Consider the following 26,951-nt stretch of genomic DNA (forward strand, 5'->3'; position numbering starts at 1 on the left):
GCGCATGCTTGAGTTGAGTTGATGTCGCGTTTCACTGTCCACGATCTGGCCGCCACCATCGACGCCCGCGCTGCAACGGGCGGCGAGGCGTCCTATACCCGCAAGCTGCTCGACAAGGGCGCGGAGCATTGCGCCAAGAAATTGGGCGAGGAGGCGATCGAGACCGTGATCGCCGCGGTCGAGAATGACCGCGATCATCTCATCGCTGAGAGTGCCGATCTCGTATTTCACCTGCTGGTTCTGTTGAAATCGCGCGGCGTGAAACTGGAGGATGTCGAGGCCGCGCTGGAGAAGCGCACCTCGATGTCGGGACTGGAAGAGAAGGCGTCGCGCAAGCGCGACTAGCGCACATGATCGAGCGCATTGAGAGGGGCGGCCTCATGGACATCCGGGCACCAGATCAGCAGTACAACCCCTATCGCACCTTCACGCGCCAGCAATGGTCGCATCTGCGCGACGATACGCCAATGACACTCGAGCCGGGCGAGTTCGACCGCCTGCGTTCGATGCACGACCGCCTCGATTTGCAGGAGGTCGAGGACATCTATCTGCCGTTGTCGCGACTGCTCTCCATTTATGTCGATGCGACCCAGCGGCTGTATTATTCGCAGCGCCAGTTCCTCAACATCCGCGACCGCAAGATGCCCTATATCGTCGGCGTCGCAGGCTCCGTCGCGGTCGGCAAGTCGACCACGGCCCGCGTGCTGCAGGCGCTGTTGGCGCGCTGGTCGCCGCGTCCGAAGGTCGACCTGATCACGACCGACGGTTTTCTGTTTCCGAATGCCGTGCTCGAGCGGCAGGGCATCATGCAGAAGAAGGGCTTTCCGGAAAGCTACGATCTGCCAACGCTGCTGGCGTTCCTCAGCGACATCAAGGCCGGCCGGCGCCGCGTGCGCGCGCCGGTCTATTCGCATCTGACCTATGACATCGTGCCAAACAAATGGGTCGAGATCGACCAGCCCGATATCCTGATCGTCGAGGGCGTCAACGTGCTGCAGACCGGGCGGCTGCCCCGCGACGGCAAGGCGGTGCCGTTCGTTTCCGACTTCTTCGATTTCTCGGTCTATATCGACGCCGACGAGTCCGCGCTGCGGCAGTGGTACATCAAGCGCTTCCTGGCGCTGCGCGACACCGCGTTCACCGATCCAAGGTCCTACTTCCACCGCTATGCGCTGCTGTCGGACGAGGAAGCGACCGCAACCGCGATCGCGATCTGGGAGCGCACCAACCTCGCCAATCTCGAGGACAACATCCTGCCGACGCGGCCGCGCGCGACGCTGATCCTGAAGAAGGGCGCCGATCATGTGGTGCAGTCGGTCGCGCTCCGCCGGCTGTAGTCTTCACCGCATCTCAGCGAACGAGCGACATCACAGCTGTCGTCCCCGCGAACACGGGGACGACACTGGAGAGGTTTTGGCCGCCTACGCCGCGATATGCCGCGCGGCGGCAAGGGTCGCCAGCGCTTCTTCGAGCTTCTCGCGGTCGAGCGGCTTGATCAGAAAACCATCCATGCCGGCTTCGAAGCAGGCGTAGCGATCCTCCACCAGCGTGTTGGCTGTCAGCGCCAGGATCGGCGTCCGGCGTCCGGACTGGCCGGCCAGCCCGCCGGACTCGTGGGCGCGGATCTGCTTCGTGGTCTCGATGCCGTTGAGGCGCGGCATCTGGATGTCCATCAGCACGAGATCGTAAGGCGTGCCGGCCGACGTCGCCGAGAGCCAGGATTCCATGGCCTGCTCGCCATTGGTGGTGATGACGACGGTGTGGCCGAGCCGGGCGAGCAGCGAGCGCATCAGGAGCGCGTTGATCTCATTGTCTTCCGCAACCAGGATCGAGAGCCCCGGTGGCGCGGCCGCCGGCGCAGTGGGCGCGGACGTCTCGATCGCAAGGCTTGGCATCACAAAGCTTGGAGCGGCGATTTCGGGTGACGCGGTCAGGCGTGCGGCGAGCGACGACGCACGCAGCGGCTTGACCAGATAGCCCGTGAACACGGCTGCATCGGAGGCCGAAAGGTCGTGCCGCGTCGCCGGCGTGACCATCACGATGCGATGGGTCGCGTGGATGCGAGCAGCGTTGGCGAACGCCTCGATCGCCTCCGTGCCGAGCGTGTGATCGATCAGGACCGTGTGCCAGCTCCGCTCCGGCAGCAATGCCTCGGCAACATTGGCATCCGACACGATGCAGGTCTGCGCGCCCCAGCGCTGCAATCGCCGCGAGATCAGCGAAGCCTCGATGCTGTGCGGTGCGACCAGCATGATGGAATGGCCGGCGAGGTCGGGCGCCGTGAAGCCATTGGTCTCGCCGGTGTCGACGGCGGCCAGCGGGATCGAGACCTCGAAAGTCGAGCCCGCGCCCGGCGTGCTTGCAAGCGAGATCCGGCCGCCCATCCGCTTGACGATGCGGTCGCTGATCGAGAGGCCGAGGCCAGTGCCGCCATAGCTGCGCGCGATGCGGTCGTCGGCCTGCTCGAACTCCCGGAAGATGCGCTGCTGCGCCTCCGGTGCGATGCCGATGCCGGTGTCGCGAACCAGGAAGCTGATCTCGTTCGGCCAGATGCCGGGCTCGACGATCAGCGCCACGCCGCCGGTCGCGGTGAACTTGATGGCGTTGCCGGCGAGATTGAGCAGCACCTGACGCAGCCGCGCGGCGTCGCCGGTCACCTGCATCGGCAGCCGCTCGTCGACATAGGCGGCGATCTCGATGCCCTTGGCCTGCGCGCGCGGCGCCAGCAGCTCGGTGATATCCTCGATCAGGCCGGACAGCGCGAAGGCGCGGTGTTCCAGATCGATCTTGCCGGCCTCGATCTTGGAATAGTCGAGCAGCTCCTCGATCAGCGCGAGCAGCGCGTCGCCGGAGGTCTTGACCGCCTTGACGTAGGTCGTCTGCTCCGGCGTCAGCTGGGTGTCCATCAGCAGTCCGCTCATGCCGATGATCCCGTTCAGCGGGGTGCGGATCTCGTGGCTTGCCATCGCAAGGAAGCGCGATTTGGCGCGGTTGGCGGCGTCGGCCTGATCGCGGGCTTCGGCCAGCGCGTGCTCGCTTTCGGTGCGATCGGTGACGTCGCGGCCGACGCTCTGCATCTCGGCCGGCGCGCCGGCATCGTTGCGCACGAGGCCCTCGCGCCAGGCGATCCAGCGCGGCCCGAGCGGTCCCTCGATCTTCTGGTCGTAGACCCGTGTGCCGTTGGATTCGAGCGCGGTATCGCCCTGTTCGAGCACCTTGAGGGTAGCGGTGCTGCCGATCAATTCGCTGCGGGGGATCTGTGCCAGCTCGCAATAGGCGTCGTTGGCATAGGTGATGAGGCCGTCGAGGTCGCGCAGCACGATCAAATCGTCCTGCGCCTCGAACAGGGTGGAGGCGCGCTGTTCGGCCTCCTGCAGTTCCCAGTTGCGGTCGGCCATCGCCTCATTGTGCATGGCGATGGTGCGCAACCTTCTGCGCATCAGCCGCAAGCGGATGCCGAGCGTCACGATCCAGAGACAGGCGAGCGCGAACAGGAAGCTGACGCCGATCGCGAATGTATTGGGATCGTAGCCGCTGTGTTGCGAGAGGGCGCCGGAAATGAACCCGAAGGCACCGCCGAATGCGACGGAGAAGATCGTGAAGGAACGGACGATCGTCGCGACCCAGGAATGGCGCCGCAGGAAGCGGCGAAGGCGCAACTTGATCCGGAAGAAACGCCCCATCAATGGTGGTCCTGAGAGTGCCCGATCTGGCGATGACGATGCGTCGGCCACCTTGAAAAGTGCTTGAGGTTGGTGGCCGTTTCGCGCCGCCCTCGGAACAGGGTTAGCGGGAGGTTAACTCCGCCATTGTCTGGTCGCGGAAGCGCGCGTGCGACGCGAGCGATGCCGCCTCGAGGCGGCGGTGTCCGCCGCGCACGCTGACGATCAGGGCCGCGGCATCGCGCACTGAGAACGTCTTCGACTGCACGTAGACGCGATAATCGAACGGACCGTCATGGGAAAGATAGATGATCGGGCCGGTTGCGGTCGGCGCGCTGGAAATCCCGATCAGCTGCGGCACCGAATTGCTTTCGCAGGCGCCGGACTCGGCATCGTCGATGTCGTCGATCACCGTGAAGTCGGCGGCCTCGGCGCTGTCGGCGATCCGGACCCGGACGGTGGCAAGGCTGGGGTCCTCGGTGAAGCTGACGTGAAGCTGCGCCTGCCAGGGGACTGATGCGATCTGCATCGTGGCATTGCCCACCTCGATGCAGGGCCGGGGACCCGGCAGGAACTCAGCGCGGGCGAATACCGCGGCCACGGCAAGGGGGACCACCGAGGCCAAAACCTTCATACGCAACATGACACAACTCGCTCGACCCAAGCTTGCCGCGGATCGCGGTGCTTATGGTTTGCGGAGCGTAAATGAGAGTGGTTACTGTCGCGTTGACGCGGCGGGCACCGGGCGGAAAACGGGGGAGATCATGCCGCGCGGCGCAAATCGTCGGCCAATGCACGATAGGACAGCGCTTCGGCGAGATGCAACCGGCCGATCGTCTCGGCGCCGTCGAGGTCGGCGAGCGTGCGCGCCACTCGCAGCACGCGGTGATAACCGCGCGCGGTGAGGTGCATGTTCTCGGCCGCCTCGCGGAGCAGCTTCTGGCCATGCGCGTCGGGCTGCGCGATGGTCTCGAGCAGCGCGCTCGGCGCTTCCGCATTGGTGCGGACATGCGGCATGCCGGCCGCCGCGTAGCGCGCGAGCTGGATGTCGCGCGCGGCCGCGACGCGTGCGGCGACCTCGGCCGAACCCTCCGCAGGCGGCGGCAGGATCAGATCGGCTGCGGTGACGGCCGGCACCTCGATCCGCAGGTCGATGCGATCCATCAGCGGCCCGGAGATCCGCATCTGGTAGTCGGCGGTGCAGCGGTCGAGCCGGCCGCGCTTGCAGGAATAGCCGGGCTCATAGGCGTGGCCGCAGCGGCACGGGTTCATCGCCGCGACCAGCATGAAGCGCGCCGGATAGGTGACGCGATGGTTGGCCCGGCTCACCGAAACCTCGCCGTTCTCCAGCGGCTGGCGAAGCGAATCCAGCACGCGCGGATCGAACTCCGGCAATTCATCGAGGAACAGCACGCCCTGATGCGCGAGCGAGATCTCGCCCGGCTTGGCGCGCATGCCGCCGCCGGTCAGCGCCGCCATGCTGGCGGAATGGTGCGGGCTGCGGAACGGGCGCCGCGCGGTCAACGCGCCGTCGCGGATCTCGCCGGCGACGGACGCGATCATCGAGACTTCGAGCAATTCCGGCATTAGGTAGCAAACTCACCTTGCCACGGCTGGCGGCAATGCTGCCCGCCTAGTTACCATTCGTGCAGGCACCTGCACGGAGATGGCTATGAGCGAGTTGGTTTTGGGCGGGCTGGTAAGGCGTAGGGCGCAGCTAGCTGGCGATATCGAAAACACCCATGAAGCCCTGCGAAAGATGGTCTTGGACTTGGAGAGCCTAGACGCGACCATCCTACAGTTTGATCCGGACTACCGGGTTGAGACCATCAGGGCCAAGGCCTTCCGGCCGCCGAAGGATTGGAGCAATCGTGGCCAGATGTCCCGGATTATCCTGAGCGTTCTCAGGCAGGCCGCAGAACCGCTTACGACGCGGGATATCGCCCTACAGCTACTTGTCGAGCGGGCCTTGGATAAGAGCGATCAGCGGCTCTTGCGGCTCATGACAAAGCGCGTTGGGGTTGCGCTTCGCGGGCAGCGGGAGAACGGCCTTGTCCGGTGCGATCAGGGGCCGGGGCAGTATATGCTTTGGGAGATATCCCGCTAACCTGTTGCTCGGATTCCTGATTCTTCATTAAAAATCAAATAGTTGACCAATAAGAACATTTCGTGTACTGTCGCGTTATTGGCTTTTCGAGATGGCGCACACATGCAGTTCAACCGGGCAAAGTTTAAGGATGTAATCCTCTACACTTGCCATAAGAGCGAGCGGTCTAAACTCGGGGCGGTGAAGCTAAACAAGGTTCTCTATTTTTTAGATATGATTCGCTACGCGTGGACAGGTGGTCCCGTTACGGGGGCGACCTATAAGAAGCGCAAGCATGGACCAACTACTGATTCGCTACTGCCCGTACTGCGGGAACTAACGGCAGAGCGAAAGCTTGAAATCCATGATGTAAACTTTTTCGGCTTCACAAAAAAAGAATACGTACCTTTAGTAGCGCCGGATATTTCGCGCCTGTCGAAAGAAGAGATAGTTCTCTTGGACGAGGTGATTGACTTTGTCTGCTCCGATAACACCGCAAAAACTATCAGCGAGTACAGTCATCAAGCTCCTTGGGAAATGGTAGAGTTTGGCGATGAAATTCCCTATCATTCAGCGTTCCTGTTGTATCCGTCAGAAGTTTCGTTAGAAGCCCTCGAATGGGCTGAAGCCGAGGCGAAAACCGTTGCTGATCAGTCCGCGCAATCCAACCAAGTGGTTCTCACGGACGGCTCCGTTTTTCGAAGCCGCCTACTTGAAGCGCGCCAGTAACTTCCCGCGTTTGAATGACCTCCTTCTCGCAATGATGGACGAGCTAGAGTTCAATCCTTACAAAGCGGGCGTGCAGCATCCTAAGCTTCAGAATATGTGGGTGTATGAGACACCAAGGATGCACGGCATCCCGACGGTTATGGTTCTGTACGAAATCGTTGCCTTTGATAGGAGCGTCACGCTCTGGAGCCTTGCTGTTATTTAGTTCGTTGCCAATAACCCTTCCAATTTCGCGATACCGGATGCTGTAGAGCTGCGTCGGCGGCCATCAAATACTGCTCGCCATTGCTAATGCGGCGATTGTTCTCGCGCCAAGCCATCTCGCTAGCATAAGCTGATAGATACGGACCGGCGACATGGTGATGAATGCCGATCTCAGCGCGACGCAAGCGCGAGAAAAACGACTCAGCTTGATTGGTGCAGGCCTCGCCGTCCGAATAGGCTTCACTGTGATTGATCCGCTTCGTCAGGAAGCGCGCATGTAGCGCGTCCCAATGCGCGGCCTCGTCAGCGTAGACGGTGCTACCGGGCGAAACGGTGCGGGCAATCGTAACAACCGAAGCATCTTCCGACTTGAACACGAAGGGCAGCGTGCGGCCGCCGCGCTCGCGCATGATCACAACCACGCGGCGCTTACCGGTCTGGTTTTCAGCAAGGCGACGGTCCTTGCGATCTGTGCGACGATTGGCCGGGCGAACGTGGCCGCCAAAGTACGCGCCGTCCACTTCGACCTCGCCTGAAACGGTCGCGCCGTTGGCTTCCGACGCGAGGGCTTCGCGGATTTTGTGCGCCATCACGAAAGCCGTCTTGTACTGGCAATCCAGGTCGCGGCTCAGTTGGAGCGCGCTATGGCCCTTCGCGCCGTTGACGAAGATCGCAATTGCTAAAAGGTAGTCGCGGATCGGCAGCTTACGGCTGGCGAAGATCGTCCCGGACGTGACGCTGAATTGGTGGTCGCAGCCCTTGCACTTGAACAGCTTGCGGGTCTGGTAGGTGTAGACCGCGACGCAGCCGCACTTGGGGCAGAACGGCTCGCCATTAGTGGCGGCCCAGCGGATCAGCTTGAAGGTCTGGTAGGCTTCCTCGTCCGACAAACGGGCGACCTTCGCTAAACTTAGCGACCTCGCCCTTGCCGTGAGAAGGAAGTGTTGCGACATGAGACCAACGGTTTCCGTTGACCTCATTGATAAGTGATGAAAGTGATGGCGTCAACGAAAATCTATGACCTTGACGGTATTCCGCTAGATCACTAGTTTGCGAGGATGTCGCCGGAACAGTGTCGAGCCGCCCGAGCATGGCTAAATTGGCCTCAAGACGCGCTTGCAAAAGCCGCGAGCGTGGGCGTTTCGACCGTTCGTGACTTTGAGGCGGGACGCCGAGAGCCGACACGAAACAATCTAACGGCAATGAGAGCTGCTTTGGAAAAGGGCGGAATCTCATTTTCGGACGATGATAAAGCTAGTGGAATCAGCGTTCCTAAGAACCGTAAGGACAGTTTGTCCTAGACGGATTCGGCGGAGTCGATTAGGATAAAAGAAGAACGGGCCGCCCCCGTGTCAAATCGAAGGCGACCCGTTCCGACCCCTTTACGGGGTCTTCCGACCCTACCTGTTGACGCAGGTAGAGGAGGCGGTGGAGGTGGAGGGACTTGCACCCTCGGGCGCGCCAGGTGGACAACCGACAGCCCGCACTATGCCACCCCCGATCTAGGGCCGGGGCCAAAAGCTCCGGCCTTATTCTTTTTGATCCTCCGACAGGTCAGAACTCAGAAACTCCGCTAATTCTGGATCGGCCTTCTCAATCAGCCCCAAGGTCGGGAACACTACCTTGATCTTGTAGAGTGAGCCCTCCTTATCGAGACGGCCATCTTTCCACATGCGCCAAGCCGTCGGGCCAACATCCTCGGATTTCACGGATGGCCACCACCTACGCGCGATCGCTATTTGCATCTCTTTGGGCTCAAGCCCTTCCTTACCTTGAGCCTTGGCCTCCTTAAGAAGCGACAAAATCATGTTGGGCGTGGTCGGGGTGCCCTCCGGCTTTCCGGAGGAGAAATCCGAGGCTGGACGAGCGACAGGTTCGCTGGGGACTGCGCCGAACCGAAGTAGCACCTTCTCCGCCGACTCAAGCTCGCCATCCTCTGATTCAAGGGCTTGCAGCCGCGTCCTCAGCTCTTTCGCTTCCTCGGCAATTTCCCTGCGTCGGGCCCTGAGAAGGGTAAATGAATCCGTGGTCATGATGACCAGCTTATAGGCCTCGGAACTTGGCTCAGTCAAGTCTAGCATGATATTTATCATTGTCACGTTCCTGTTTTCACCCAAAATCATGCCTGTGGATAAGTCGTGAGTCTTGTTGACGGGAACCTTGTCCCTGCCCGCAATGCGAGTCTTCCTGGGCGAATGATTCGCCTAGGTTGTGGACCTGACATCTCGTCAGGCCGTCCCGCGAAAGGAAAAGAGATGGCGAAGAAAGAGCGCATTATTCCGCCCAAGAGCAGCACTGGCTCAAAGGCAAGCGGTGGCCTTAAGAAAGGCAGTCCGGTAGCTGCCCGCGTCATGGCTGATTTGTCGGTTGCCGCTCGTCAGGGTGCGAAACGTCCGAAGGGTAAATGATCACCTGAGCCGCCTTTCTGAAAGGATTGCGGACTTGGGAATCATCATGCCGCCGAAGGTGTGCCGATTATCGGGATGCTCGACATCCGCGATGGTCGGCACAACTATTTTGGCCTTGGCATTCTCTGAGACCAGAAAGCCGACGCTGATGCAGCGGTGCAGGTACGGATCGGGGATATCGCCGTAGTCCATCCAGCCGCCCGACAAACGGCTAGCGTCCACCCATTCAATCAATACCAGCGGATGACCAGCGCCAACCGCCGCCTTTCGGCGCGATTTGCTCATGTTTTGCCTTTGGTGAGTTTGCTACCTAATGCCGAGCAATTCGGACGGCGACAGCGGCGGCAGGATCGAAGGCAGCCGCGCCGCCAGCATTGATTTGCCGGCGCCGGGCGAGCCCATCATGAGCAAATGATGTCCGCCGGCGGCCGCGATCTCGAGCGCGCGTTTCGCGCTCTCCTGGCCCTTGATGTCGCGCAGGTCCAGCAGCGTTTCCTCGCGTTCATGTACCTTCGGCTGCGGCCGCGACAGCACCTGCGTGCCCTTGAAGTGATTGGCGATCTGGATCAGCGAGTGAGCCGCGATGATCTGGATGTCCGGGCTCGCCCAGGCGGCTTCCGAGCCGCAGGCGGCCGGACAGATCAATCCCTCGTCGCGCGAATTGGCGCCGATCGCCGCAGGCAGCACGCCCGCAACGGCTGCGATCGAGCCGTCGAGCCCGAGCTCGCCGAGCACGGTGAAGCCGCCGAGCGCATCCGGCGGGATCGCCCCGATCGCCGCCATCAGGCCGAGCGCAATCGGCAGGTCGTAATGGCTGCCCTCCTTGGGCAGGTCGGCCGGCGCGAGGTTGACGGTGATGCGGCGGGCGGGAAGCGCGAGGCCGGAGGCGATCAGCGCCGAGCGCACCCGTTCGCGCGCCTCCGACACCGCCTTGTCGGGCAGGCCGACGATCGCGAACGCCGGCAACCCCGGCGCGACCTGGACCTGTACGTCGACCGCGCGGGCCTCGATCCCCTCGAATGCGACGGTGGAAACCCGCTGGACCATGCTGCCCCTATCTTCCGCAATCGAAGGTAGCGGAACGGGCTGCCTAACGCAAGAACATTAAGGGAACATCCGGGGGCGACGCGCGCCGCCCCCGGATGCGCCGCCGTCAGAGCGTCATTTGCATCGGTTCCGGATAGTAGTGGAAGCCCTCGCCGGCCTTGGCTACATGGCCGTAGCCCGGCCAGGCGAAGTGATAGGACATCACCGGCGTCTTGTTCGCGGCCAGCATCTCCAGCAGCTTGACCCGCGAGCCCGCTGCCTGCTTCGGATCGGTGTCGTAGGAGAACTCCATCCGCGGCCGCTCCAAGAGCAGCACCGCGTGATGCGAGAGGTCGCCGAGGAAGGCAAAGGACTTGCCGCCCGAACTCACCATGAAGATGGTGTGGCCCACGGTGTGGCCGGGCGCCGCGATCGCCTGCACGCCGGGCAGGAATTCCTGGCCGTCCTTGAAGAACACGATGCGGTCGCGCACCGGCAGCAGGTTCTTTCGGGCGTGCACCACAAAGTCCTTCAACGGACTGCCCATCTTGCCTTCGTCGGTCCAGAAATCGAGATCGCTTTGCGCGATGTAGTACTGCGCATTCGGGAACAGCGGCTTATTGTCGGCATCGACAATGCCGCCGATATGATCGATGTGCGCGTGCGACAGCACGACGGCGTCGATGTCCTCCGGCTTGATGCCGGCTTCCTGCATGCTCTTCTGCTGCCGGCCAGTGGTCGGACCGAAGGCCTTCGAGGTGCCCATGCCGGTATCGAACAGGATCAGTCTGTCGCCCATGTTGACGATCGGCGAGTTCTGCTCGAGCACGACATTGTCGGGCGAGAGGAAATTGTCGGAGAGCATCTTCTTCACTTCTTCCTTCGGCACGCCGGTGAAGGTGCCGGAGGGATCGCCGAGCGGAAGCGGGCCGTCGGAGACGACGGTCACTTCGGCATCGCCGAGAACGAAGCGGTGCCAATAGGGTGTCTGCGTGCCGAGCTTCGGCGCGCGTGCCTGCGCGGTGCCGCCGAGCAGTGTGCTGGCGCCGAGACCGGCACCGAGCGCGAGCAAGGATCGTCGTGAGACATTGAGCGTCATAACGTCTTCCTCCACAATTTTTATGAGATTTTCGCGTTGTCGCCCGCGTTGGCCCGCCGCTTGACCTGACGCAGGCAAGAGGATGCTGCCTTCGCCCGCGCAAGCTGGCAAGAAGAATAAGGCGAACGGGTGCGCGGTCGAACTCTGGCGAGAGCTCAACCTGCATGTGCAGCGCACAAGCGAGGAGGATTATTTCGCGGCGCGCTTCTTCTCGATGGTATCCCAGATCATCGCTGCGACATCCGGGCCGTTGAGCCGCTGAATGGCGCGGATTCCGGTCGGCGAGGTCACGTTGATCTCGGTCAGGTTGCCGTCGATCACGTCGATGCCGACGAACAGCAGGCCGCGTTCGCGCAGCGCAGGTCCGAGCGTGGCGCAGATTTCGCGCTCGCGATCGGAGAGCTCGGTCGCCTTGGCCGCACCGCCGCGCACCATGTTGGAGCGCAGATCGTCGGGCGCCGGCACGCGGTTGACGGCGCCGGCGAATTCGCCGTCGACCAGGATGATGCGTTTGTCGCCATGCTTCACCTCGGGGAGGAAGCGCTGGATCACCCAAGGCTCCCTGAAGGTGACCGAGAACATGTCGAACAGCGAGCCGAAGTTCATGTCCTGCGGCATCACGCGGAAGACCGCAGCCCCGCCATGGCCGTGCAGCGGTTTCATGACGACGGCGCCGTGCTGGTCGCGGAAGGCGTTGATCTCGTCGAGGTCGCGCGAGATCAGGGTCGGCGGCATCAGCTGCTGGAAATTCATCACGAACAGCTTTTCGGGCGCGTCGCGCACGCTGGCCGGATTGTTGACGACCAGGGTCTTCGGATGGATGCGCTCCAAAAAGTGCGTCGAGGTGATGTAGGCGAGATCGAACGGCGGGTCCTGCCGCAGCAGCACGACGTCGAAGCCGTTGAGCGGCTCCCGCTTCGGCTCGCCCAATGTGAAGTGATCGCCGACCTCGTCGCGCACGGTGAGAGGCTGCACCGGCGCCACCAGCTCCTCGCCGCGCAGCGACAGCTTGTCGGGCGTGTAATAGGAAATGCCGTGGCCGCGCTTCTGCGCCTCGAGCAGCAGCGCAAAGGTCGAATCGCCGCGGACGTTGATGCGCGCGATGGGATCCATCTGGACGGCGACGTTCAATTTCATAGGCGTATCCCGCGAGGTCTGAGGGTAACTTTAAGAGCTTGCGTCGAATGCCGCTAACAGATGGCGCGGCAGGCTCTTCGGCGCAATCAGCACGGCGTCGAATCTGAGATCAAATTCGGCATGTTCGGGATGCGCCATCAGCCAGGCCTGGGCGGCGTTGACGATGCGCTGCTGCTGGCGCGGCGTCACCGCATAGGCGGCCTCATCGAGGCTGGCACGGGCCTTGACCTCGACGAAGGCGAGCAGATTGCGCCGCCGCGCGACGAGGTCGATCTCGCCATAGGGGGTGCGGAAGCGCCTCGCCAGGATGCGATAGCCCTTGGCGATCAGAAGGGCCGCGGCGCGGCTCTCGGCCGAGATGCCGGTGCGGAACGCGGCGACTCGTTCGGGCGAGGCGCTGTCAGTCTTCGCCATCGCCGTCCCCGATGGTCTTCGCGAGCTCGAGGGCGCGCGCGTAGACTTCGCGGCGCGGCCGGCCCGACAGCTCGACCGCATGGGCCACTGCATCCTTGACGCTGCCGCGGCCAAGCTGCGCGCGCAGAAGATCGTCGAGCGCATCCTGGCCCATCATCCCGGCATCATCGGCCGGCGGTCCAATCACGAGCACGAACTCGCCGCGCGTCTCCAGCGCCTCCGCGTCTGCCGCAAGCTCGGCGACCGGCGCGCGCTTGACCTCCTCGTGCAGTTTGGTCAGCTCGCGACAGATCGCCGCATCGCGACCAGCCATGATGGCGGCGAGATCGCGCAGCGTGTCCTGCACGCGATTGCCCGATTCGAACATCACGAGCGTCGCATCGATCCGGGCGAGCTCGGTAAGCCGCGCGCGGCGCGCGTGCTCCTTCGCCGGCAAGAATCCCTCGAAGAAGAACCGGTCGGTCGGCAGCGCCGCAACCGACAGCGCGCTCAGCACCGACGATGGCCCCGGCACCGCGATGACGGCATGCCCGGCGGCGCAGACGTCGCGCACCAGCTTGAAGCCTGGATCGGAGATCAGCGGCGTGCCGGCGTCGGACACCAGTGCGATCGAGGCGCCCTGCGCCAGCCGTTCGAGGATCTTTGGCCGCGCCTGCGCCGCGTTGTGCTCGTGGTAGAGCGCCAGCTCGGCGGTGATCGCATAACGCTCGGTCAGCCGGCGCGTAATCCTGGTGTCCTCGCAGGCGATGACGTCGACGCCCGCCAGCGTCTCCAGCGCGCGCAGGGTGACGTCGGCGAGATTGCCGATCGGGGTCGCCACCAGATGGAGCCCGGGCGCGGCCTTTGGCGCCGCCAGCTGCTGGCCGCCGATCGAAAAGGTCCTGGCCGCAGTGCCTGTCGTGGCATCGGAATGGTGGAGGGAACTGGCTTTTGCGCGCATAATGGCAATCTAGAGCGTTTTCGAGCGAAGTGGATACCGGTTCGCGTGAAGAAAACGCGTCAAAACAAGAAACTAGAGCCTCGTTCCGATTCAATCGGAACGGGATAGGCTCTAGAGGGATGGCAGCACTTGCGCCACATCCGGAAACCGCGATGACGGTAGGCGGTTGCTGAGGGAAACGGGAGCCGCGGCAACGGCGCCGCGAGGCCATAATCCTTTTGTTTTAGTTAACTATTCGCCGACAATATGCCTGAATCCACCCGCCTCATCAGAGCTGGATGGAGTCCTGGCCGATCGGCCAAGAGAAGAGAGACGATGGAAGGCCCGCATCACCGCACGTCCCCGCCTGATGGCACGACCCGGCGAACCGCGCTTGGTCTGATTGCGGGCGCGCCGTTGCTCGCGGCCTGTTCAGGCGTGCAGCAGAGCTTGAGCCAATTCTCCAGCGGTAACCAGGACCTGCCCGCCGGTCAGCAGCAGCAGCCGCAGGCGGTTGGCACCGGGCAGGTCAAGATCGGGCTGATCCTGCCGCTGTCGGCCTCCGGCAATGCCGGGCTGGCCTCGCAATCGATGCGGAACGCCGCCGAAATGGCGCTCGCGGAATTTCAGAACCCGAACATCCAGCTCCTGATCAAGGACGATGGCGGCAGCCCGCAGGGCGCGGCGCAGGGCACCCAGCAGGCGCTGTCCGAAGGCGCCGAGATCATTCTGGGACCGCTGTTCGCAGGCTCCGTGCCGGCCACCGCGCAACTGACGCGGCCGCGCGGAACCTCGGTGATCGCATTCTCCACCGATTCCAGCGTCGCCGGGCACGGCGTCTATCTGCTGAGTTTCCTGCCGGAGTCCGACATCAATCGGATCGTCGACTACTCCGCCGGGATCGGAAAGCGCTCGTTCGCCGCGATGGTACCGGACAACGCCTATGGCAACGTGGTCGAGGCCGCATTCAAGCAGGCGGTCGGCCGCAAGAACGGCCGCGTGATCGCCTTCGAGAAGTATGGCGCCGACCGCGCGACGCCGGCGCGGACCGTCGCCCAGGCACTCGGCCAGGCCGACGCGCTGCTGATCGCCGACGACGGCGATTCGGTGGTCGCGACCGCCGACGCACTCACCACAGCGGGCGCCAATCTGCGCAACATCCAACTGCTCGGCACCGGGCTGTGGGACAATCCGCGGGTGTTCGCGAGCCCCGTCTTGCAGGGCGGCCTCTACGCCGCGCCCGATCCGTCCGGTTTCCGCAGCTTCGCCGGCCGTTATCGCGCCAAATACGGCGGCGAGCCGGTGCGCACAGCAACGCTTGCCTATGACGCCGTGGCGCTGATGGCGGCGCTGGCGCGCACCCAGGGCGCGCAGCGCTTTGCGCCGGAGACGCTGACAAATCCATCCGGCTTTGCCGGCATCGACGGTCTGTTTCGTTTCCGCTCCGACGGCACCAATGAACGCGGCCTTGCCGTCATGAAGGTGGCGTCCGGCGGCGGCACGCCGGTCGCCGGCTCGCCGAAGAGCTTTGGCGCTTAATTTTTCGTCAGGCGGTCAAGCTGCCTTGTCGAGCGCCGGAACCCGCCAGCTACTTTGCATGGGGTTGTTTTCGATATTTTGGCAGCGTGCACGCTAAAGCGCGATGAGATTAGGTTGAATCGTCATCGCGCATTAGCTCCTTGTTTGAGCATGATCTTTCCGGAAAACCGCTTCGCACTTTTCCGGATCATGCTTTGGAGCGTTTTCGAGCGAAGTGGATACCGGTTCGCGTGAAGAAAATGCGTCAAAACAAGAATCTAGAGCCCCGTTCCGATTCAATCCGAACGGGATAGGCTCTAGAGCGTTTCACATTTTGACTGAAGCATAACCGGCGTTTGCGAAGTAGTTTGCGCATTCGCGAGGCTGGATGTCCTGAACGAGGTGACCGATGTGGCGCCAAGTGTCTTCGACGGTGCGCCTCTGAGCCTGCCGCATCCAGTGTTTGATCTTGGAGAAGGCCTGTTCGATCGGGTTGAGGTCGGGCGAGTATGGCGGCAGGTACCAGAGCCTGGCGCCAGCAGCCTGGATCATTTGCCTGACAGCTTTCGACTTGTGGCTTCCGAGGTTGTCGAGAATGACGATGTCGCCTTCGCGCAGGGTTGGCAGGAGAAGGTGCTTCACATAAGCGCAGAAGCATTCGCCGTTGATCGGGCCGTCGAAGACGCAGGGTGCCGTGAGTTGGTCATGGCGGAGCGCGCCGAGGAATGTGAGGGTACGCCAGTGACCGTGCGGGGCGAAGCCGCGCAGGCGTGCGCCCTTGGGGCCCCAGCCCCGCAAAGGGGCCATGTTGGTCTTGATCCAAGTCTCATCGATGAAGACGAGCCGGCCCGGATCAAGTCCGGCCTGCCAGGATCGCCAACGCTGGCGCCTACGAGAGACGTCGGCGCGCGCTTGTTCGAGGGCGAACAGTGTTTTTTTTGAACCGCAGCCCTTCCCGGCGCAGGAACAGCCAGACCGCGTTGTGTGAGACCTTGACCCCACGAGCTGCCAGTTCCGCCTTCAGACCATGCAGCGTCAGGTGCGGCGTCTGAATGATCCGCTCGACAATGAAGGCACGATGCGGATCAAGCAAGGGCTTGCGGTGACCGCCCATCTTGCCGGGCGCAACCGAGCCGGTCGCCCGCTGCCGCTGTGACCACTTCACAACCGACGAGACCGCAACACCAAACCGTTCCGCCACAGATCGGCAGCTCTCGCCCGCCAAAACCGACGCCACCACACGCTCGCGAAGATCCAGGGAAAGAGGTCGGGTCATGCGATGCTGGCCTCCAATCCAGTCAGCATCTTGAATCACAAACCGCCAAAAACCGGAATCCCCTCCGATTCAGTTAAGCAATGAAATGCTCTAGGCCGCGAGATCCGCGACGACAGCGTCTAGCACCGGAAATCCCGACTTCGTCACGCGCAGCCGTCCGTCGGCATCGACGGCGATCGCGCCTTCCTCGCGCAGCATCGCGATCCGGTGCGGATCGAGCTTTCGGCCGGAGAGCTTCGCATAGCGCTTGGGATCGATGCCCTCGGCGAGCCGCAGCCCCATCAAGAGGAATTCGTCGGCTCGTTCTTCGCTGTTGAGACTGTCGTCGGTGACGACGCCATGACCGCGCTCCTCGACGTTCAACAGCCAGGCCTCGGGGCGCCGCTCGGTCGCGGTCGCGTGCCTGACGCCGTCGATGTCGAGCCTTCCATGCGCGCCGGGGCCGATGCCGGCATATTGCTCGCCGCGCCAGTAGACGAGGTTGTGCTTGCACTCGGCGCCGGCGCGGGCGTGGTTGGAAATCTCGTAGGCCGGCAGTCCCTCGCGGGCGCAGACCTCCTGCGTCACGTCGTAGAGCGCGCGCGCGGTCGCTTCATCCGGGGTCTGCAACTTGCCGGCGGCGTGCAGCCCGAAGAACGGCGTGCCTTCCTCGATCGTGAGCTGATAGAGCGACAGATGCTCGGCCGCTTCCGAGATCGCCTGCTTCAATTCATCGGCCCACATCTGCGGCGTCTGGTCGGGCCGCGCATAGATCAGATCGAACGAGTAACGGTCGAACGCGGAGCGCGCGATCGCGACCGCGTCGAGCGCTTCGCGCGCGGTATGCAGGCGGCCCAATGCCTTCAGCGAAGCATCGTCCAGTGCCTGTACGCCGAGCGAGACACGATTGACGCCGGCCGCGCGATAGCCGCGAAAGCGCGTAGCCTCGACGCTGGTCGGATTGGCCTCGAGCGTCACCTCGACGTCGCGCGCCACCGACCAGTGCTTGCCGATCGCATCGAGCACGGCGCCGACGGTTTGCGGCTGCATCAGCGAGGGCGTGCCGCCGCCGAGGAAGATCGACGACACTTCGCGGCCCGGCACCCGCGCGGCGGTGGTCTCGATCTCGCGGGCGAACGCGCGCACGAAGCGCGCCTCGTCGACCGGCGCGTGCCGGACGTGGCTGTTGAAATCGCAATACGGGCATTTCGACAGGCAGAACGGCCAGTGCACGTAGACGCCGAAAGCTTCTCGTTCAGCGTGGCTCAAGGCAGATCTCCGCGAGCTTCACGAACGCGCGGGCGCGATGCGACAGGCCGAGTCCGAGCGGCGGCAGGCCGTGCTTCTCGATGCTGCTCATCTCGCCAAAGGTCCGCGTATAACCGTCGGGCAGGAAAGCCGGATCATAGCCGAATCCGGCGGTGCCGCGCGGCGGCCAGACCAGGGTTCCATCGGCGCGGGCCTCGACCTCTTCGAGGTGATCGTCGGGCCAGGCCACGCACAGCGCGGAGACGAAGTGCGCACTTCGGCGGTCCGGCGCGATGGCGCCGCGCTCCTGCAGCAGGCGCTCGATCCGCGTCATCGCCGCCATGAAGTCCTTGCCCTCGCCGGCCCAGCGCGCCGAGTAGATCCCGGGTGCGCCGTCGAGCGCGTCGACCACGAGGCCGGAATCGTCGGCGAAAGCCGGCAATCCCGTCGCCTTCGCCGCGGCGACGGCCTTGATCGCCGCATTGGCGCGAAAGCTGTCGCCGGTCTCCTCCGGCTCGGCGAGCCCGAGCTCGCCGGCCGACACCGCCTCCACACCGTGAGGCGCCAGCAGTTCCCGCATCTCGGCAAGCTTGCCGGGATTATGGGTGGCGATGACGAGCCTTCCGCTGATTCGGCGATGCATGGCCAATCTGACTACGCCACCGCGATCTTTTGCAAGTCGACCAGACGCGCGACACCTTTGCGCGCCAGTGCCATCAGCGCCAGGAATTCACCTTCCGAGAACGGTGTCTTCTCGGCGGTGCCCTGCACCTCGATGATGCGGCCGTCGCCGGTCATGACGAAATTGGCGTCGGTGTCGGCCTCGGAGTCCTCGGCATAGTCGAGATCGAGCACCGGCGTGCCCTGGTAGATGCCGCAGGAGATAGCCGCCACGCTGTCGCGCAACACGTTGGTCTTCAGCATGTTGCGGGTCTTCATCCAATTGATGCAGTCGGCCAGCGCCACCCAGGCACCGGTGATCGAGGCGGTGCGGGTGCCGCCATCGGCCTGGATGACGTCGCAATCGACAGTGATCTGGCGCTCGCCGAGCGCCTCCAGATCGACGGCCGCGCGCAGCGAGCGGCCGATCAGGCGCTGGATCTCGACCGTCCGGCCGCCTTGCTTGCCGGCGGAGGCCTCGCGGCGGGTGCGTTCCAGGGTAGCGCGCGGCAGCATGCCGTATTCGGCGGTGACCCAGCCACGGCCCTGGCCCTTCAGCCACGGCGGCAACCGCTCTTCCAGCGTGGCGGTCACCAGCACATGGGTGTCGCCGAACCTCACCATGCAGGAACCCTCGGCATATTTGACGACGCCGCGTTCCAGCGACACGGGACGCAGTTCATCGGGCGCACGGCGGCTTGGCCGCATTGGAAATCCTCCAGAATTCCGAGAAATTGGGTTGGGCGTGCTTGTAGGAGGGGGAAGGGGCAGCGGCAAGGGTTTTCAGCCCCGGTAACGTCCCGGTATCAAGGGGGTGAATGCATGCTTGTCACCGGCCTCCCGGATCGACAAATTAGGCAGCAATTATGAGGGACTGGAGTGTGACTCACCACGATCCGATAGGCCTGATCGCGCCGCATGCCGGGCTTGCCCAGCTCAACGAGCGTTCGCGCGACATTTTTCGTCAAATCGTCGAAAGCTATCTCGCGACCGGCGAGCCGGTCGGTTCGCGCAATATCTCGCGCCTGATCGCATTACCGCTGTCGCCGGCCTCGGTCCGCAACGTGATGTCGGATCTCGAGCAGCTCGGCCTGATCTATGCGCCGCACACCTCGGCGGGCCGGCTGCCGACCGAACTCGGGCTGCGTTTCTTCGTCGACGCCCTGATGCAGGTCGGCGACCTGACTGAGGCTGAGCGGCAATCGATCCAGACCCAGCTCGCCGCGGTCGGCCGTGCGCAATCGGTCGAGGCGGCGCTTGGCGAAGCGCTGACGCGGCTGTCGGGACTGACCCGCGCGGCGGCGGTGGTGCTGACACAGAAGTCGAACGCACGGCTGAAGCACATCGAATTCGTGCGGCTGGAGCCGGAGAAGGCGCTGGTCGTGCTGGTCGGCGAGGACGGCCAGGTCGAAAACCGGGTGCTGGCGTTGCCGCCGGGCGTTCCCTCCTCGGCCCTGATCGAAGCGACCAATTTCCTCAATGCGCGGATTCGTGGCCGGACGCTGGCCGAAGCGCGGCTCGAACTCGAGACGGCGTTGACACAAAACCGCGCCGAACTCGATCAGCTCACGCAAAAGGTCGTTGCGGCCGGCATCGCAAGCTGGTCCGGCGGCGAGAGCGAGGACCGCCAACTGATCGTGCGCGGTCACGCCAATCTGCTCGAGGATCTGCATGCGCTGGACGATCTCGAGCGGATCAAGTCGCTGTTCGACGATCTCGAGACTAAGCGCGGCGTGATCGATCTGCTCGGCCGCGCCGAACGCGGCGAGGGGGTACGGATCTTCATCGGCTCGGAGAACAAGCTGTTCTCGTTGTCGGGTTCCTCCACCATCATCGCGCCCTACGGTGACGCCCAGGGCCGGATCGTTGGCGTCCTCGGCGTGATCGGACCGACGCGGCTGAACTATGCGCGGGTGATCCCGACCGTCGATTATGCCGCGCGGATCGTCAGCAAGATGCTGGGTGGCTGAGCGGACTGGATTGCGCCTTCATTTGACGGGTTTTCTTCATCCGAACTGGAGATCCCTGTGACCGAGACCGGCATGTTGCGCTTGATTTTCGCCGCTCAAAGCACGATATCCCCGGCAGCAATCCCCAAGATTTGAACCGACGCGAGTTTTCGAGAAGGCAAGCCATGACCGATCCGAACCGGGCCAATGACAACACCGAGAATTCGGCGCCGACGGGTGAGCCCGTGGTCTCGAAGCCCTACATCATGCCTGACGATCCCGAGGTGGGATCGGTCGAGGCGCTGGCCAAGGAACTCGCCGAGGCGAAGGACCGCACGCTGCGCACGCTGGCCGAGATGGAGAACCTCCGTCAGCGCACCCGCCGCGAGGTTGCCGACGCCAAGACTTATGGCATCACCGGCTTCGCCCGCGACGTGCTCGATATCGCCGACAATCTGCAGCGCGCGATCGATGCCGTGCCGGCCGAAACCAAGGAATCCGCCGATCCCGGCCTGAAAGCGCTGATCGAAGGCGTCGAGCTGACCGAGCGTTCGCTGCTCAGCGCGCTGGAGAAGAACGGCGTCAAGAAGTTCGATCCGATCGGCGAGAAGTTCGATCCGAACTTCCAGCAGGCGATGTTCGAGGTGCCGGACACCTCGGTGCCGTCGGGCACGGTGGTGCAGGTCGTGCAGGCCGGCTACATGATCGGCGACCGCATCCTGCGTCCGGCGCTGGTCGGCGTCTCCAAGGGCGGCGCCAAGGCGGCCCCGAGCGCCGACATCACGGTCTGATCGGTCCGACGCCGGCTCTGAAGCCGTGAGCTTGCTGCTGTCGTGTCACGGCAGCGGCTTCTCATGAGCCTTCGGCCAATAGGTGCCGAAGCTCCAGAGTCTGCTGCGCGAACCGGCCGGCCGGCCGTGGTCTTGCGATGGCCGGTCATCGCAGCAATCAGCCCCGCCGTGCGCAGCGACGGTGCGCGCTGGACGAATTCAAACGCGACGGGCCGCGCAACTCGGCCGTGCGGATCTCGCGCGAGGCGAGCGGCCTATCCGATATCCGACGACTGGATGCGCTTGACGCCGGCCTTGTCCATGTCGGTCCAGGCCTTGGCCAGCGATCCCTGGGTGTCGATGCCGCGGCAGGCGTCCTCCACGACATAGGTCTCGAAGCCGGCCTTGCGCGCATCGAGCGCGGTCCATGCCACGCAGAAATCGGTGGCTAGCCCGGCCACGAAAACCCGCTCGACATTGCGCGCCTTCAGATAGGCGGCAAGCCCGGTGGTGGTCTTGCCGTCGGCTTCGGTGAAGGCGGAGTAGCTGTCGACGTCCTTGTGAAAACCCTTGCGGATGATCAGCTCGGCCTGCGGGATCGCGATATCCTTCGACAACGAGGCGCCGTCGGTGCCCTGCACGCAGTGGTCGGGCCACAGCACCTGCTTGCCGTAGGCGAGGTCGATGGTCTCGAACGGCTTCTTGCCGACATGGACCGAGGCAAAGGAGATGTGTCCGGGCGTGTGCCAGTCCTGCGTCATCACCACATTGGCAAAGCTCTTGGCGATCTTGTTGATCACCGGCACCACCTGCTCGCCGTCCTTCACCGCGAGGCTGCCGCCGGGCAGGAAGCAGTTCTGGACGTCGATCACGAGTAGCGCGGAGCCATCGTCGGGCCTGATCGCAGCCGCCCAGAGGCTCCTGGGAACCAGGGCCGCAAGCGCCAACGTGCCGAGGCCTGCAACTATCTGTCGTCGATCCAACATCGCGCCCCTCCTCGCTTTGATACCGCGCGAGGAGGCTAGTTCCGTTCGGCGAACGGCGAAAGTGGGATTTTTCCAACCGGCCCTACGAAGGGCCGATCAGCCGCGCGGCTGGATGCCGTCGCGGACCGCGCGAAAGCGTGGGAAGGCGGTCTCCCAATAGGTGCGCGGCGAGCTGCCGATGACCCGCAGCGATGTCTGCGCGCCGAACCGCAGCCACTGCACGATGGTCACCGGGGTGCTGTCCTTACCGCTGACGGCGTCGATCCGTGTCTCGAAGCCGGGCTGGCCGTCGATCCGGATTGGTTCGGACATGGTGATCCGCCCGTCGCGCACGCCGGGGATCGTGGTGGCGATCTGCTGGGCAAAGCGGCCGCGATCATCGGGCGTGGCCGGCGCCGAAGCGATGACGCCGAGCAGCATGAAAGGCTTGGTCTCAAGGCCCTTGTCGTCGCCGTCGGCCATCAGCAGCGCCGCACCCGGCGCGAGCATGCGGATATTCTTGAAACCGCTGAGCTCGGTAACCTTGAACGGCATCATGGCGAGCTGCTCGTCGACCGGCACCTCCTTGCGGATTTCGGCGGAGGCGAACATCTGCCGGACGGCGTCGTCGGTGTAGATCTTGCTCGCGTTCTCCGGCACCTGCACCGCGACATAGCCGGAGAAGGTCGGCCCCGGCAGGATCATGGAATAGCGCCGCACATTGCTGGCGCCGTCGCGGGCGCTCTCCACGGTGTAGTAGGCGAGGCCGGCCGGCGTCTCGAGGCTCTCGGGCTTGATGTTTCCGGTACCGGCCGGGTTGGCCTTGAAGGCAGTCACGACCTCGTTGTAGGCGTCTGCGGGCAGGTCGGCGATCAGGACCTTGACGCCCTGGTCCTCGGTCTCGAAGCCGATGAAGGATTTGGCGCGGACGAGGCCCACCAGCGGTTTCATCCCGACATGCGCGCCCGGCGGAAACACCACGTCGGCGGCAAAGCCACGACAGGTGGCAGCAATCAGCAAGGCAACCGCAACGAGAACTCGAAAAGGCGTCATGGGGGATCTACCGGTTTTGCTTGGTGCCCGCGCAACGGGGGCCGGTGCAGGGCTGGATGGCCTCTTCAGTCGGACCGCTTTTAGCGGTTTTGATGGCCCTGCAACAGGCCGCCAAATCTCCGCTCCAGGCCGGCCGGTTCGATTCCATGGGCTTTTCGCCTTGATTGGCGGCACTTTCCAGTTTTCCGAGGTTTCCAGGAACGACCACCTGCGGCCGCCAGCGGCCAAACAGCGCGCCCTCGACCCGTGCGCCGCTCTCGCATACGACGTTTGTGAGCGTTCACTCAACAGCGCTGACGTCGCGCCGCGAATGTCGCGGTCGACAGCGGGCGGCATTATTGCCGATTTGTTAACTTGGCCTGGGCTTGAACCGGTGCCGCGGCCGGGCTGACACATTCTTTCAAACGTCAGTCTTTTCAGGCCTCAACGTTGCGTCCAGTCCTTGCGGGCAGAACCCTCTCTCCTATATCAGGCTCACCGTCGCAATATCGCGAGTATGTGAACGTCTGGGGGTTCGGTACGGAGCGCCGTCAGGGCCCAACCAACCTGCCGTAGCAAAGAGGATATGAAAACCATGGGTAAGGTCATTGGGATCGACCTCGGCACCACGAATTCGTGCGTCGCCGTGATGGATGGCAAGAACGCCAAGGTGATCGAGAATGCCGAGGGCATGCGAACGACGCCGTCGATCGTTGCTTTCACCGACGATGGCGAGCGCCTTGTCGGACAGCCGGCGAAGCGCCAGGCGGTGACCAATCCCGAGCGTACGTTCTTTGCGGTGAAGCGCCTCATTGGCCGCCGCTATGACGACCCGATGGTCGAGAAGGACAAGAAGCTCGTTCCCTACAAGATCGTCAAAGCATCGAACGGCGATGCCTGGGTCGAAGCCGACGGCAAGACCTATTCGCCCTCGCAGGTCTCGGCCTTCATCCTGCAGAAGATGAAGGAGACCGCTGAGGCGCATCTCGGCCAGAAGGTCGATCAGGCCGTCATCACGGTTCCTGCCTATTTCAACGACGCGCAGCGTCAGGCCACCAAGGATGCCGGCAAGATCGCCGGCCTCGAAGTGCTGCGCATCATCAACGAGCCGACGGCTGCCGCGCTCGCCTACGGTCTCGACAAGACGAAGGCCGGCACGATCGCCGTGTACGACCTCGGCGGCGGCACCTTCGACGTCTCGATCCTTGAGATCGGCGACGGCGTGTTCGAGGTGAAGTCGACCAACGGCGACACCTTCCTCGGTGGTGAAGACTTCGACATGCGCCTGGTCGGCTATCTCGCCGACGAGTTCCAGAAGGAGCAGGGCATCAACCTGCGCAACGACAAGCTCGCTTTGCAGCGCCTCAAGGAAGCCGCCGAGAAGGCCAAGATCGAGCTGTCGTCGACCACGCAGACCGAAATCAATCTGCCGTTCATCACGGCTGACCAGACCGGTCCGAAGCATCTGACGATGAAGCTGACCCGCGCCAAGTTCGAGGCTCTGGTGGCCGACCTCGTCGAGAAGACCATCGAGCCCTGCCGCAAGGCGCTGAAGGATGCCGGCCTGACCGCCGGCGAGATCGGCGAAGTGGTGCTGGTCGGCGGCATGACCCGCATGCCGAAGATCCAGGAAGTGGTGAAGCAGTTCTTCGGCAAGGAGCCGCACAAGGGCGTCAATCCCGACGAGGTCGTCGCGATCGGCGCTGCGATCCAGGCCGGCGTGCTGCAGGGCGACGTCAAGGACGTGCTGCTGCTCGACGTGACCCCGCTGTCGCTGGGCATCGAGACGCTGGGCGGCGTGTTCACCCGCATCATCGACCGCAACACCACGATCCCGACCAAGAAGAGCCAGGTGTTCTCGACGGCCGAGGACAATCAGGGCGCGGTCACGATCCGCGTCTTCCAGGGCGAGCGTGAAATGGCGGCCGACAACAAGATGCTCGGCCAGTTCGATCTGATGGGTATTCCGCCGGCTCCGCGCGGCATGCCGCAGATCGAGGTGACCTTCGACATCGACGCCAACGGCATCGTCAACGTCTCGGCCAAGGACAAGGCGACCGGCAAGGAGCAGCAGATCCGGATCCAGGCATCCGGCGGTCTGTCCGAGGCCGACATCGACAAGATGGTCAAGGACGCCGAGGCCAATGCGACCGAGGACAAGAAGCGCCGCGAAGCGGTCGACGCCAAGAACCATGCCGATGGCCTGGTTCATTCGACCGAGAAGGCTTTGGCCGAGCACGGTTCGAAGATCCCGGAGACGGACCGTCGCGCAATCGAAGATGCCGTCAGCGACCTCAAGGAAGCGCTGAAGGGCGACGACGCCGACGCGATCAAGGCCAAGACCAACACGCTGGCGCAGGCTTCGATGAAGCTCGGCGAGGCCATGTACAAGCAGCAGGCCGAGGCCGATGCCGCCAAGGACGCTGCAAAGGATGACGTTGTCGACGCGGAGTTCACCGAGGTCGACGACGACAAGAACAACAAGAAGTCTGCCTAAGCGGGCTTGCGATCATGACCCTCACACCAAAGAGCACGCGACGCGTCTCGGAGGAGTGGGGGTCATTTTTCTTTAAGGCGATCGCTGCATCTTCCAGACAGGCGCAATCCTTGACGCAATCCTTTGCGCAATCCTTGGCGATCGCGACGAACTTCGGACGGAATTGAAGGATGTCGACCAAGCGCTGCTATTACGAGACTCTCGAGGTCGAGCGGAACGCGGACGAGACCAAGCTGAAATCGGCTTTCCGCAAGCTCGCGATGAAGTGGCATCCGGACAAGAATCCGGGCGACGCCACCAGCGAGGTCCGGTTCAAGGAAATCAACGAAGCCTATGAGGTGCTGAAGGACGGCGACAAGCGTGCCGCCTATGACCGCTTCGGCCACGCCGCCTTCGAGCAGGGCATGGGCGGCGGCGGTCCCGGCTTCGGCGCCGGCTTCGCCTCCTCCTTCTCCGACATCTTTGAGGATCTGTTCGGCATGGCCGGGCAGCGCCGCGGCGGCGGCGGCCGCGAACGCGGTGCCGACCTGCGCTACAACATGGAGATCACGCTCGAGGAGGCCTTCCAGGGCAAGACCGCGCAGATCGAGATCCCGGTTTCGGTGACCTGCGAAACCTGCTCCGGCACCGGCGCCAAGGCCGGCACCAAGCCGAAGACCTGCTCGCATTGTGGTGGCGCCGGCCGGATCCGGCAGGCCCAGGGCTTCTTCACGCTGGAGCGGACCTGCCCCGGCTGTCAGGGTCGCGGCCAGATGATCGAGGACGCCTGCGCCTCCTGCGCCGGCTCCGGCCGGGTGACGCGCGAGCGCACGCTGTCGGTCAACATTCCTCCGGGTGTCGAGGACGGTACCCGCATTCGTCTCGCCGGCGAAGGCGAGGCCGGTGTCCGCGGCGGGCCGCCCGGCGACCTCTACATCTTCCTGTCGCTGACCACACACCAGTTCTTCCAGCGCGACGGCGCCGACCTGCACTGCCGCGTGCCGATCTCGATGGTGACCGCAGCCCTCGGCGGCGAGTTCGAGGTGCCGACTATCGACAAGGGCCAGACCAAGGTGAAGGTGCCGGCCGGGACCCAGTCCAGCCGCCGATTCCGCATCGCATCAAAGGGTATGCCGGTGCTCCGCTCGCGCCAGACCGGCGACATGTATGTCCAGGTTGTGGTTGAAACGCCGCAGAATTTGACCAAGAAGCAGCAAGAATTGCTGATGGAGTTCGAAAAACTCTCGTCCGGCGCAACGCAACCGGAGGCAGCGGGTTTCTTCTCTAAGGTCAAGGACTTCTTCGGAAGCCGCTCCGTCTAGCCGCAGTCGTTATGCTTGACCGTAACGACTTCGATCTATACGTGTTTATGACTGTTTTCTGACAACCGCTCG

Annotated in this window: 26 protein-coding genes and 2 pseudogenes; 11 read left to right on the forward strand and 17 right to left on the reverse strand. The window is 63.6% G+C overall.

Going from position 1 to position 26,951, the window contains the following annotated elements:
- Nucleotides 1–21 precede the first annotated feature (21 nt).
- Nucleotides 22–345: a phosphoribosyl-ATP diphosphatase gene (locus HAP47_RS00870; protein ID WP_173639839.1), complete on the forward strand. Its 324-nt coding sequence runs from the start codon at nt 22–24 to the stop codon at nt 343–345.
- Between the two features lie 35 nt (nt 346–380).
- The gene (coaA, locus tag HAP47_RS00875) at nt 381–1,337 is read left to right on the forward strand and encodes a type I pantothenate kinase (protein ID WP_173640724.1); all 957 of its coding nucleotides are present in this window, start codon (nt 381–383) and stop codon (nt 1,335–1,337) included.
- Nucleotides 1,338–1,421: 84 nt separating this feature from the next.
- Here the strand turns inward: coaA and HAP47_RS00880 are convergent, their stop codons facing one another.
- The 3 genes and pseudogenes from HAP47_RS00880 to HAP47_RS00890 all read right to left on the reverse strand — a co-directional run.
- Nucleotides 1,422–3,683 (reverse strand): PAS domain-containing hybrid sensor histidine kinase/response regulator, encoded by a 2,262-nt coding sequence (locus HAP47_RS00880; protein WP_173639838.1) that lies wholly within the window; start codon nt 3,681–3,683, stop codon nt 1,422–1,424.
- Nucleotides 3,684–3,786: 103 nt separating this feature from the next.
- Nucleotides 3,787–4,305 carry a hypothetical protein gene (locus HAP47_RS00885; protein WP_176396245.1) on the reverse strand — a complete coding sequence of 173 codons (519 nt, stop codon included), beginning with the start codon at nt 4,303–4,305 and terminating at the stop codon, nt 3,787–3,789.
- 119 nt (nt 4,306–4,424) lie between these two features.
- A pseudogene (locus HAP47_RS00890) lies at nt 4,425–5,243 on the reverse strand (ATP-binding protein); the annotation flags it as partial.
- A 91-nt stretch (nt 5,244–5,334) separates the two neighbouring features.
- Here HAP47_RS00890 and HAP47_RS00895 point away from each other — a divergent pair.
- Nucleotides 5,335–5,769, forward strand: a complete 435-nt coding sequence (locus HAP47_RS00895) for a hypothetical protein (protein ID WP_173639836.1) — start codon at nt 5,335–5,337, stop codon at nt 5,767–5,769.
- Nucleotides 5,770–5,871: 102 nt separating this feature from the next.
- Nucleotides 5,872–6,477, forward strand: a complete 606-nt coding sequence (locus HAP47_RS00900) for a Panacea domain-containing protein (RefSeq protein ID WP_173639835.1) — start codon at nt 5,872–5,874, stop codon at nt 6,475–6,477.
- A 197-nt stretch (nt 6,478–6,674) separates the two neighbouring features.
- Here the strand turns inward: HAP47_RS00900 and HAP47_RS00905 are convergent, their stop codons facing one another.
- The gene (locus HAP47_RS00905; protein ID WP_173639834.1) at nt 6,675–7,661 is read right to left on the reverse strand and encodes an IS1595 family transposase; all 987 of its coding nucleotides are present in this window, start codon (nt 7,659–7,661) and stop codon (nt 6,675–6,677) included.
- 78 nt (nt 7,662–7,739) lie between these two features.
- Here HAP47_RS00905 and HAP47_RS00910 point away from each other — a divergent pair, with 78 nt between their 5' ends.
- Nucleotides 7,740–7,982 (forward strand): helix-turn-helix domain-containing protein, encoded by a 243-nt coding sequence (locus HAP47_RS00910; protein WP_173639833.1) that lies wholly within the window; start codon nt 7,740–7,742, stop codon nt 7,980–7,982.
- 228 nt (nt 7,983–8,210) lie between these two features.
- Here HAP47_RS00910 and HAP47_RS00915 read toward each other — a convergent pair whose 3' ends face one another.
- The gene (locus HAP47_RS00915) at nt 8,211–8,774 is read right to left on the reverse strand and encodes a hypothetical protein (protein ID WP_173639832.1); all 564 of its coding nucleotides are present in this window, start codon (nt 8,772–8,774) and stop codon (nt 8,211–8,213) included.
- 162 nt (nt 8,775–8,936) lie between these two features.
- On the opposite strand from HAP47_RS00915, the gene HAP47_RS00920 reads away from it, so the two are divergent.
- Entirely contained in the window at nt 8,937–9,089 is a 153-nt protein-coding gene (locus HAP47_RS00920) for a hypothetical protein (protein ID WP_173639831.1), read from the forward strand.
- Here HAP47_RS00920 and HAP47_RS00925 read toward each other — a convergent pair whose 3' ends face one another.
- The 6 genes and pseudogenes from HAP47_RS00925 to rsmI all read right to left on the reverse strand — a co-directional run bounded on the left by HAP47_RS00925 (nt 9,090) and on the right by rsmI (nt 13,705).
- Nucleotides 9,090–9,374 carry a hypothetical protein gene (locus HAP47_RS00925; RefSeq protein WP_173639830.1) on the reverse strand — a complete coding sequence of 95 codons (285 nt, stop codon included), beginning with the start codon at nt 9,372–9,374 and terminating at the stop codon, nt 9,090–9,092.
- A gap of 27 nt (nt 9,375–9,401) precedes the next feature.
- A pseudogene (locus HAP47_RS00930) lies at nt 9,402–10,136 on the reverse strand (magnesium chelatase domain-containing protein); the annotation flags it as partial.
- A gap of 106 nt (nt 10,137–10,242) precedes the next feature.
- Entirely contained in the window at nt 10,243–11,214 is a 972-nt protein-coding gene (locus tag HAP47_RS00935) for an MBL fold metallo-hydrolase (protein WP_173639829.1), read from the reverse strand.
- Between the two features lie 189 nt (nt 11,215–11,403).
- Nucleotides 11,404–12,351, reverse strand: a complete 948-nt coding sequence (gshB, locus tag HAP47_RS00940; protein ID WP_173639828.1) for a glutathione synthase — start codon at nt 12,349–12,351, stop codon at nt 11,404–11,406.
- A 30-nt stretch (nt 12,352–12,381) separates the two neighbouring features.
- The gene (locus HAP47_RS00945; RefSeq protein ID WP_173639827.1) at nt 12,382–12,765 is read right to left on the reverse strand and encodes a YraN family protein; all 384 of its coding nucleotides are present in this window, start codon (nt 12,763–12,765) and stop codon (nt 12,382–12,384) included.
- Nucleotides 12,752–13,705: a 16S rRNA (cytidine(1402)-2'-O)-methyltransferase gene (gene rsmI / locus HAP47_RS00950; RefSeq protein WP_173639826.1), complete on the reverse strand. Its 954-nt coding sequence runs from the start codon at nt 13,703–13,705 to the stop codon at nt 12,752–12,754. Before rsmI ends, HAP47_RS00945 begins: the two co-directional genes overlap by 14 nt.
- A gap of 315 nt (nt 13,706–14,020) precedes the next feature.
- On the opposite strand from rsmI, the gene HAP47_RS00955 reads away from it, so the two are divergent.
- On the forward strand, nt 14,021–15,223 hold the full coding sequence (locus HAP47_RS00955) for a penicillin-binding protein activator (RefSeq protein WP_173639825.1): 1,203 nt from the start codon (nt 14,021–14,023) through the stop codon (nt 15,221–15,223).
- A 306-nt stretch (nt 15,224–15,529) separates the two neighbouring features.
- Here HAP47_RS00955 and HAP47_RS00960 read toward each other — a convergent pair.
- The 4 genes from HAP47_RS00960 to rph all read right to left on the reverse strand — a co-directional run bounded on the left by HAP47_RS00960 (nt 15,530) and on the right by rph (nt 19,073).
- A protein-coding gene (locus HAP47_RS00960; RefSeq protein WP_173637148.1) for an IS630 family transposase occupies nt 15,530–16,478 on the reverse strand; the annotation gives its coding sequence in 2 pieces (ribosomal slippage) (nt 15,530–16,141 and nt 16,143–16,478; 948 coding nt in all).
- A gap of 90 nt (nt 16,479–16,568) precedes the next feature.
- On the reverse strand, nt 16,569–17,726 hold the full coding sequence (gene hemW / locus HAP47_RS00965) for a radical SAM family heme chaperone HemW (protein ID WP_173639824.1): 1,158 nt from the start codon (nt 17,724–17,726) through the stop codon (nt 16,569–16,571).
- On the reverse strand, nt 17,713–18,348 hold the full coding sequence (gene rdgB, locus HAP47_RS00970) for an RdgB/HAM1 family non-canonical purine NTP pyrophosphatase (protein ID WP_173639823.1): 636 nt from the start codon (nt 18,346–18,348) through the stop codon (nt 17,713–17,715). Before rdgB ends, hemW begins: the two co-directional genes overlap by 14 nt.
- An 11-nt stretch (nt 18,349–18,359) precedes the next feature.
- Complete coding sequence (gene rph, locus HAP47_RS00975) at nt 18,360–19,073, reverse strand: ribonuclease PH (RefSeq protein ID WP_173639822.1); 714 nt, start codon at nt 19,071–19,073, stop codon at nt 18,360–18,362.
- A gap of 173 nt (nt 19,074–19,246) precedes the next feature.
- Here rph and hrcA point away from each other — a divergent pair, with 173 nt between their 5' ends.
- The gene (hrcA, locus tag HAP47_RS00980) at nt 19,247–20,335 is read left to right on the forward strand and encodes a heat-inducible transcriptional repressor HrcA (protein ID WP_173639821.1); all 1,089 of its coding nucleotides are present in this window, start codon (nt 19,247–19,249) and stop codon (nt 20,333–20,335) included.
- A 164-nt stretch (nt 20,336–20,499) separates the two neighbouring features.
- Nucleotides 20,500–21,105 (forward strand): nucleotide exchange factor GrpE, encoded by a 606-nt coding sequence (grpE, locus tag HAP47_RS00985; protein ID WP_176396244.1) that lies wholly within the window; start codon nt 20,500–20,502, stop codon nt 21,103–21,105.
- A 254-nt stretch (nt 21,106–21,359) separates the two neighbouring features.
- Here the strand turns inward: grpE and pncA are convergent, their stop codons facing one another.
- Nucleotides 21,360–22,070, reverse strand: coding sequence for a bifunctional nicotinamidase/pyrazinamidase (gene pncA, locus HAP47_RS00990; RefSeq protein WP_173639820.1), 711 nt, complete (start codon nt 22,068–22,070; stop codon nt 21,360–21,362).
- Nucleotides 22,071–22,166: 96 nt separating this feature from the next.
- The gene (locus HAP47_RS00995; protein ID WP_173639819.1) at nt 22,167–23,102 is read right to left on the reverse strand and encodes a hypothetical protein; all 936 of its coding nucleotides are present in this window, start codon (nt 23,100–23,102) and stop codon (nt 22,167–22,169) included.
- Between the two features lie 574 nt (nt 23,103–23,676).
- Here HAP47_RS00995 and dnaK point away from each other — a divergent pair.
- Together dnaK and dnaJ are read left to right on the forward strand one after the other, a co-directional pair.
- Nucleotides 23,677–25,578 carry a molecular chaperone DnaK gene (gene dnaK / locus HAP47_RS01000; RefSeq protein WP_173639818.1) on the forward strand — a complete coding sequence of 634 codons (1,902 nt, stop codon included), beginning with the start codon at nt 23,677–23,679 and terminating at the stop codon, nt 25,576–25,578.
- Nucleotides 25,579–25,748: 170 nt separating this feature from the next.
- Complete coding sequence (gene dnaJ / locus HAP47_RS01005; protein ID WP_173639817.1) at nt 25,749–26,879, forward strand: molecular chaperone DnaJ; 1,131 nt, start codon at nt 25,749–25,751, stop codon at nt 26,877–26,879.
- Nucleotides 26,880–26,951 lie beyond the last annotated feature (72 nt).

It is taken from the genome of Bradyrhizobium sp. 41S5, from assembly GCF_011516665.3.
GTDB lineage: Bacteria > Pseudomonadota > Alphaproteobacteria > Rhizobiales > Xanthobacteraceae > Bradyrhizobium > Bradyrhizobium quebecense.